The sequence below is a fragment of the Mariniflexile ostreae genome (genome assembly GCF_042427585.1).
Lineage (GTDB): Bacteria > Bacteroidota > Bacteroidia > Flavobacteriales > Flavobacteriaceae > Pseudalgibacter > Pseudalgibacter ostreae.
Window position 1 is genome coordinate 1 of the sequence record NZ_JBHMFC010000057.1, and the last position, 8,133, is coordinate 8,133.

An 8,133-nucleotide genomic window follows, 5' to 3' on the forward strand; every position below is an offset into this window, starting at 1 on the left:
TTTCTAACTTCTGTTCTAATGTCCATTTCCTGTATTTCATATCTCAAATATATGGGTTTTCAAATTTAAAATATCACTCCGAACTATTAAGGGGCTAAACTATTTGTTATACTTCCAATCTTACTTTAAAGATAAAAAATCAAACGAAGACAAACGTGTAAAAACGGCTAAGCATATATTTTATTAATTATTTATAGGTTTGCTAAAAATACTGATTGTGGTAATGTAGCGTCTGTCCGATATGCAGGTGCGGAATGGACATAACTAGTGTTGCGCGGAACTGGAAACTCTTACTATTTTCTAAACCTGAAAATGTATTTTCCTCGCTTCGCAGATGTTATGTTCGAAGAACGCTTATTTTTTAATTTCTATTAAGTTAATAGTATTCATAAATTCAATCGCCCCCTCAAAATCAAAATACCGATCTTTTAAAACTTCACATTGATATTTAATTGGTAAGAACAAACCCCATTTTGAAAAACCTAGTAACGCTTCATTTTTATCTAAAGCGTCCGCTAAATATATGTTAATATCGTTATAAACTATTTTAATTTCTTTAGTTAGATCTTTAAAATTTAACTGACTAGCCTCTATTTCAATACTACTCGTGTGATCATCTAGGAAGGTATTTATTCCAAGTAAGGCAATTAGAAAGCTTAAACTCTTGTTTATTTTAGTGCCAGTAAATGTATATAATATTAATTTCCCTTCTTTTACGATAAGAGGCCGCTCCGTTTCTAACTCTATTGTAGAAAAACCTTTGAAACCGTATCTCAATTCCTCTATTACAGAACTACTTGATTCATTTAGTTCGGTATAAACTTCATCGCTTTTTAAAATTCGCAACATCTCTTTTCTCACTATAAGGTCTATATTACCGCCGCCTCCAAAGAACATTGGCTTTTTACCATCTGTAGCAGATGTTACTTCTATTTTTCCACTATTAAAGTCTATATCTCTTATTTTCCATACCCGTGCCGCTAATAATAAATTTTCATTCAGTCTTATTTGAGGAGAGAATGGAATCTCTCCAATTTTTCTTCCAGAATGTAATACTTGAAAATTTGGCTCTGTTTTAAAGACACTATAAAATTCTCTTGAATTAACAATATTTTCGCCCTCAAGACCTAAAATGATTTCATTTTGAATTACTTCTAAATAATCTTTTTCAATGGAATAATCAATTATATAATTAATATCATCTTCGGATATATCTTGGAAGGCAAAATTTGCTTTAAAACGATTTAATATTTCTGTCCTTTTACAGCCAGATAATTGCTTAGCTATTGAGAGTAGTTGGTGGAATAAAATGTCGTATGGTTTAGTGGCTATTTTAATTGGCTCTAAGTAGTCTGTTTTATATAATAACCAGCACGCCAATGATTGCAATAAGCTCCATTTATTGGTAGCGTAGAGATTTAAATAACTTTTCTCTCCTTCCTTTCGTCCACTTCTACCAATTCTTTGAACTAGTGAAGAAACTGAATGTGTCGAATCGATTTGTACAATTTTATCTACTGATCCAATATCGATTCCAAGCTCTAAGGTTGATGTACAAGCAATGCAAAAATTAAATCTTTCATTATTCTTTGCAAAAAACTCAATGCTTTCTCGAATCTCTTTGTCTACAGAGGAATGATGTGAATAGTAATTTTTATGACCGTTGACACGATCTGATAATTTTCGAAGCTTAACCGCAATTTCTTCAGTTCTCCCTCTACTATTAGGAAAAATCAGAACCTTGTTATTGTTCGTTTCAAGGTAAAGATCTTTCAGCAAATCCAATGATAATTCCTTAGTTTTACTTTCAAAATATTTAAATTTAGCTTGAGTCTCTTTTTTTGTTTTATCTAGTAAAACCTTTGTTTCAGGACTATTTCCAGTAAACTTTTTTGCTTCTATATAGTTTTCGTTTCCAATAGTAGCAGACAAACCAATGATTACAATTCTATTTTCATTAATCTCTTGAAGACGGGATAATAAAGACATCAATTGAGTTCCTCTATCAACCCCTAAAAAAGAATGTATTTCGTCAATAACAATATATTTCAAATTCTCAAAAAGAGCATATACATTATATGGAGAGTTCACAAACATTGCTTCAATAGATTCTGGGGTTATTAAAACAATACCTTCAGGATTTTTGATAAGTTCATTCTTTAATGATCTCTTGGCTTCCCCGTGCCATTTTGTTACTTTAATTTCTAGATCTTTGCACAAGTCTTCTATTCTATAAAACTGATCATTGATTAACGCTATTAATGGAGAAATATAAAGGACTTGAACGCCTCTTTTATTAAAATCTATTTTGGACAATATTGGTAAAAATGCTGCTTCAGTTTTACCTGACGCCGTTCTTGAAGCTAAAATGTAATTACTATCCGTTGTAATGATTCTATCAATTGCAGCTGCTTGAATAGGTCGTAGAGACTCCCATCGTTTCTTACGAATGTATTTTCTAACAGGCTCTGATAATAATTTGTATGACATTATAATTCCTCAATTGAGTCTATAGCATTTTCATCGGGTCTTTCATCTGAAATTTTAATATCAGAAATTAGGGTACGCTTATCTGCATCTGGGTTTTGTCTTAATATGCTTAGAATATTTAAAAAGTCTCTTATCACTTCTCTAGGGGTTAAGAATTCATCAGCCCCAGGCTTGTTAAACATCTCCTCCATGAAAAGCTGAATATCTTGTTCTGTTATATTGAGATTTACATCATGGTTTAAATCAAAAATCTCTTTGAGTTTTTTCAGTAAAACAAAAATTTCACTGTGATTAAGCGGAACTAGTTTGATTACTGGCTGCGCTAAATCACGATGTTCTGAAGTTTCAAATTTGTTAGTTTCCAATCTTGTTTTTAAAGCATCATAACTAAACAATCCTCTTCTTTCATTTTCTAAAAACTCTTTAGTTCCAGAAAAGTTGATGAAAAAGTTTGAAACTTTACCTTGAAAACAGTCGTTAAAAATAGTTAGGATTTTTTCATAATTTTTTGCTCTCATTGTAGAAGTAGAAATCTTGTACAAATTTACTGCTTCATCAAGGTTTACCATAAAACCACTATATCCCATACTCACAAATAGCCTGCAAAAGTTTTTGAGCATATCGTAATAGTTCATATCATTTACAATTTCTCGAACACCCAAATCTTGTCTAGCCTCGGTCTTTGTGCGATACTCACCTTTTAACCACTTAAGTGCACTTCTACGCAGATAGTCATCATTCTTTATATATCCTTCATAATATTTAATTATTACTACGCCAAAATCAAAGCCTCCTGTTTCAGTCACTTCATTAACCGTTTGCATCAAATTATTTTGAATCAGATTAAAATACTTCTCATCTCGAATCTCTGTGATAGGAATGTCATTTAATTGCGCCGTTTTTGAAACTATTTGCTCAATCCACTTATCTAATAATGTAGGTAGGGCTCCTCCCTCTGGTTTTGTGTGTATGGCAACATTATCCATTATAGCAGTATACAAAGCTACTGCTTTACGATCGTTGGCATATAACCGATTGTCAGGAGTGAAATCTGCGTTAGCTACTACAAACTTTTGTTTTGTTGCTACAGTATTTAATAAATGTAGCATAAATGATTTTCCAGAACCAAAGTCACCAATCCAAAACTTAATCATACTGTGACCATTTTTCACGTCATCAAGGGCATCCGTAAAGGCTTCGATTTCCAATTTTCTTCCTACTGTTATATGTTGAACTCCAATTCTTGGAACAACTCCACCAGATAGTGAATTAATAATTGCAGTTGCTTCTTTTGATTTAATTTTCAGTGCCATATTTGTATTATTATTTCTCTAATTCTTGATAATAGAATTTCTCAATCACATAATTTTCTTCCTCTTCCTCAATTAATGGTTCTCCCTCTAAGAGTTCAAAACAAATCTCATTTATGCTATCAATAAGCTGATTTTTGAACATTCCATTTTTAAGAGCAAACTCGTCAACTTCGCTCTGAGAAATAACCAAAGTATTTGCCTGCATAATTTGTAGGATTCCAATTTGGGTTTTATTGAAATTTAAGCATTGTTTAAAAGGTGACTCACTTATAGATTCAACAGCAACTACAATTTCTATTTCCTCTTCATTAGATTCTTTATTGATTTTCTCACTCAATGTTTCATCCTCTTCATCATTTAACAAATATTCATTTAATAATTCGACAGTACTATTGTGCTTTTTGGCAACTTCTTGAATTTCAGTTCTATCAAGTTTAATTTTTTTCCTCTTGGGAACATAAATTACTAAGATCTCTTCTAACGCGCTCCCTATATCCCTTGTTTCAATTAATTTCGCAATAATATCCTTAAAGTTTTCTATTTGAACTTCATTTTTAAATAATGACTTTTGAATAGTTTTATTCATTTGCTTGTAGTCAAACTTCTTAGATTTCAAATCGTAATGGATATACTTTGCATAGAATTGTAATGCTTTTACCTTATCATATTTTGCAATAAATTTTGAAGCTTCATAAAAAATATGTTCAATATTTGGATTCTTTTGATTCACTTCTTCAAGATGAATAATGCTTTCTAAAAAGTCAGAATAGTTATTTTTATCAAAATTTTCTTTTAATTTTGAAAATTCTATTTTCCAACGGTTTACGTTTTGAGCATTCAGTAAAATCTGTGTTTTTTTGTCAGGTTGTACAATGGATTCTTTATTGCTTTTATTAACCTTATCTACTATTTCTCCTATCCTAGCATCAAATTCTTTGTCTAGATTATGAAGATTATAAAAAAAGTCAGTTTTAAGTTTTCTTGTATGACCTAATTCATGTCTAATAAAATTTTCAATCCTTCTAAAAATAGTTTGGTAAATCTCTGTCTCGGCTATTTCGTTTATGTAATCAATATTGGAATAACCATATTCTGAATTATCTTTGTAAAACTGTTTAATTTTCTTTTTAAAAAATTCAACCTCCTTTTCAAACGAGGAGTTTTCTTCATTTATAAATTTGTTAAAGGATTTTAAAACAAAGAGGTACTGGTTGACAACTGCAATAAGACATCCTTCAATAGAGGTAAAAACATTACTTTGACTGTAAAATTTATTTAATAATAAAACCTCATTCTCATTAAGTCCAAGTTGACTTTTATAAATCCTTCCAAGCTTATATTGGTCTGGGTCATATTGATAATATCCTTGTTCAAATTGATAAGCTGGCTTTTCAATTTCACTCAGTTTTTCTGTGGAGAATGTGTCGGTTCTTTTGCTAAGTAAATTTTTAAAAGTAGAATGACTATAATTCTTAGTCTTAGGACATATTTCTCCTAATAGGAGAAACTGCCTTTCAAGCAATTCAATATCATTATGATCTTCATATGCTTTAATAATATCAAAATATAAAACGAATGCATAGTTTGTATTACCATCCACATCAATGAATTCATTCTCTAAGAATTTCTTCTTAAAATAAAAGTAGAATTCTTTTTGTTCTAAGGAAGCTTGATCAAGCGCATCGAAAGAATAAACATAACTATGTGCCCAATATGGAACTTCCTCATAATCTCCAACATTTGAATCTATTAAACTTATGTTCAACTCAAACGAAGTTTCATTAACATCTACAATGCTTGAGTCTTTTGATTTGTAAAAATCTATTCGTTCGTCTTCAAAAGTTCTTGATGGAATAGTTGGGTTTATTATTTTTTTCTCTGGAATGCTTTTAAATTTAGAATCGCTTGGAATATATGATGTTCTATTAATATTACTGCTTTTTCGAATTCTGTCTTTATTATATTTATCATTGAATCTATCTTCGTTCATAACAAGTAGAATCAAAAAATCTACAAAGCCAAAGAGTATTGGAATAAAAGTCCAAGAAAACAAAAGGAAAATTGCTCCCCTAATATAATTACGAAGATAAAATTGATGAATTCCTAAACCACCCAAGAAAAATGCTAAAATTGAAGCAGTAGTTTTATTTCTCATTTTATAATTATTACACTTAAATATTGATAAGTCACAAACATATAATTACTAACTAACAAAGAAGTATAGACTCAAATATATACTTTATTATATCTTAACACTTATAGGGATTAAGTTATTACAAATCTCAGGGAAGCCCACCATATGTACTTGGATAAATTTACTACTTTACTATTTAAAGAAAAAGGTTATCTATTAAAAAAAGATGATTCCTACGGAATTCTAAAGTATGTCAAATTCAAAACGAGTTAAATATTTAATTCTGAAATTTTATACCAATAAAAAAAAGCCTCTGGGTTACTCTTTTTTAACTTATTTAATCGTGTTTCAAAAGGCTGCTCTAACATCCAATCTTTTACTTCCATTGGGTTTGTAAAGTGTTCTATTTTGGTTGTCCCTTTTTTTAACATGGTTGCTATATATGCTGCTTTTGATGCTGGCACCATAGCGCGATCAATATGAAAGTTTTCTGAAAAAATATAGTTTTTGATATTTTGAACTCCTTTCTGAAGTTCTTTGTAATCTCCTTTACCGCTTTTCCCTCTCGTACACATAAGCAATGCCGTTTGAAATATATCGTTTAGGACGTCGTCTTTATTTAATTCTTTAAGTTCTCTATAAGCCAATTCTGTTTGTGCAAATTGTGTAAATACCTCTGAAACTATCGTTATGTCTTTTACCATATCAAACAAATGCCCAACATCGAACAATTGTTTTATAATCTCCACTTCCTTTTCTCGACCATAAGGCACTCCTGTTGTATTGGGTGCGAATGCTGTTAGTTTATCTCCTAATATAGCTTCTGGAATAGGTACTGTTACTTTAACATTCTCTCCTTCTGATTTTATAAAAGGTGATTTTATTTCAATGTCGCTAGTATATTCTCCATAATGACTTTCTTCATATAGCACATCAAGCAAAATATATTCTTGTTCAGCTCTGGCATTTGTTACTGGTTTATAATAGAATTTGTAATGTTCTTTTTCTATGTTGGATTTTGATTGGCGTTCGTCAATATTATATTCTAGGAAATCTGAACTTCCTAAAACCGTATCTAATACCTCCTCCATATTATCAGGCTTCTTGGAAACTATTATATCGATATCTATAGAGAACCGTTTTGGTTCTTTAAGCAAGAGCATTAACGCTGTACCCCCTTTAAATATGAAATCTAACTTACTGTTTTGAAGGTGCTCCAATAAAGATAATGCACGCACCACTTTTTCTACAAGAATAGGGTCGGACTTATGTTGTTTAGCAACATCTGTTATCCATTTTTCTTTTAGTGAATCTTTATGAATCATAATTCAAAGATTTGGCAGTAAGTAGACATTATTGCCTAATCTTTACTTGGTTGTTTATAAAATCCGTTATTTCATCTCGCTTATTTCTTCTACTTGCATAGCGAAACATTTTAGTAGTATCCACTTTATATTTATCAAATACTGTTTGGTAGATCCGTTTTAACTCTGCTCCCTGTTGTGCTGCGAAAATTACTGGGTCACAATATATATCTACAAGTAATTTTTCTATAGTTTGGGTTACTACTTTATTTATCTTTTGTGTTGGTGCTTCTGTTGTTAATCGTGTGATAATAATTGGTTCAGAAGAATTAACTACGTAATTATTAAGTATCTCTTCTGAAGGGTCTAAAAACACTTCTTTTCCCTGTTCCTTAAGGGCGTAAAAAACAGATTCCATAACTTCATTTTCTACTTCAAGCATCGTGTAAAACCTAAATGGTTGATGCAACATAAATTCATTTAACCATTTTGTTGACCATATACATGTATCAATAAATGGAAATTGATTATGAATTTTTCCTGATAGGTATTTTAATGATTTATTAATTTCAGGAATATACGCTTTTCCTTCACTTTCTGTTAAAGAGTACAATCCTCTGCTAACTCTGTGAAGTATTCCCTTGTTTACAAGATCGTATATTCTCCAATCTACTGTTGCGCGTTTAATGTTGTCATCAAACTGTCTGTAAAATGAAATGATATCACTAACCTTCACATTTTCTTTTTCTGAAAATGTCTCTTTAAGCTTATCAATATGAAATGTTTTAGTTGAGGTCATTTAAACTTTTTGCTTTTCATTTTCTTTAGGAATATTGCCATAAATGATAGATAGTTGAAACCCAACCAACTTGCAATGGTTGTGTCAAATCTA

General features: G+C 30.6%; 5 protein-coding genes. All 5 read right to left on the reverse strand.

The genetic code is table 11. The features are described from left to right. Positions 1 to 354: 354 nt before the first annotated feature. Positions 355 to 2,490, reverse strand: a complete 2,136-nt coding sequence (locus ACFFU9_RS10645) for a DEAD/DEAH box helicase (RefSeq protein ID WP_379861422.1) — start codon at positions 2,488 to 2,490, stop codon at positions 355 to 357. Further along, complete coding sequence (locus ACFFU9_RS10650) at positions 2,490 to 3,803, reverse strand: ATP-binding protein (RefSeq protein ID WP_379861423.1); 1,314 nt, start codon at positions 3,801 to 3,803, stop codon at positions 2,490 to 2,492. The genes ACFFU9_RS10645 and ACFFU9_RS10650 overlap by 1 nt, the downstream gene beginning before the upstream one ends. A 10-nt stretch (positions 3,804 to 3,813) precedes the next feature. Next, positions 3,814 to 5,958, reverse strand: a complete 2,145-nt coding sequence (locus ACFFU9_RS10655) for a tellurite resistance TerB C-terminal domain-containing protein (protein WP_379861424.1) — start codon at positions 5,956 to 5,958, stop codon at positions 3,814 to 3,816. Between the two features lie 248 nt (positions 5,959 to 6,206). Further along, positions 6,207 to 7,262 (reverse strand): nucleotidyl transferase AbiEii/AbiGii toxin family protein, encoded by a 1,056-nt coding sequence (locus tag ACFFU9_RS10660; protein ID WP_379861425.1) that lies wholly within the window; start codon positions 7,260 to 7,262, stop codon positions 6,207 to 6,209. 28 nt (positions 7,263 to 7,290) lie between these two features. Beyond that, positions 7,291 to 8,040 carry a DUF6577 family protein gene (locus tag ACFFU9_RS10665; protein ID WP_379861426.1) on the reverse strand — a complete coding sequence of 250 codons (750 nt, stop codon included), beginning with the start codon at positions 8,038 to 8,040 and terminating at the stop codon, positions 7,291 to 7,293. Positions 8,041 to 8,133 lie beyond the last annotated feature (93 nt).

Bases quoted from the DNA above. Each gene is read 5' to 3' on its own strand.
- ACFFU9_RS10650 (WP_379861423.1), bottom strand. From the start codon at position 3,803: ATGGCACTGAAAATTAAATCAAAAGAAGCAACTGCAATTATTAATTCA.
- ACFFU9_RS10660 (WP_379861425.1), bottom strand. From the start codon at position 7,262: ATGATTCATAAAGATTCACTAAAAGAAAAATGGATAACAGATGTTGCT.
- ACFFU9_RS10665 (WP_379861426.1), bottom strand. From the start codon at position 8,040: ATGACCTCAACTAAAACATTTCATATTGATAAGCTTAAAGAGACATTT.
- ACFFU9_RS10645 (WP_379861422.1), bottom strand. From the start codon at position 2,490: ATGTCATACAAATTATTATCAGAGCCTGTTAGAAAATACATTCGTAAG.
- ACFFU9_RS10655 (WP_379861424.1), bottom strand. From the start codon at position 5,958: ATGAGAAATAAAACTACTGCTTCAATTTTAGCATTTTTCTTGGGTGGT.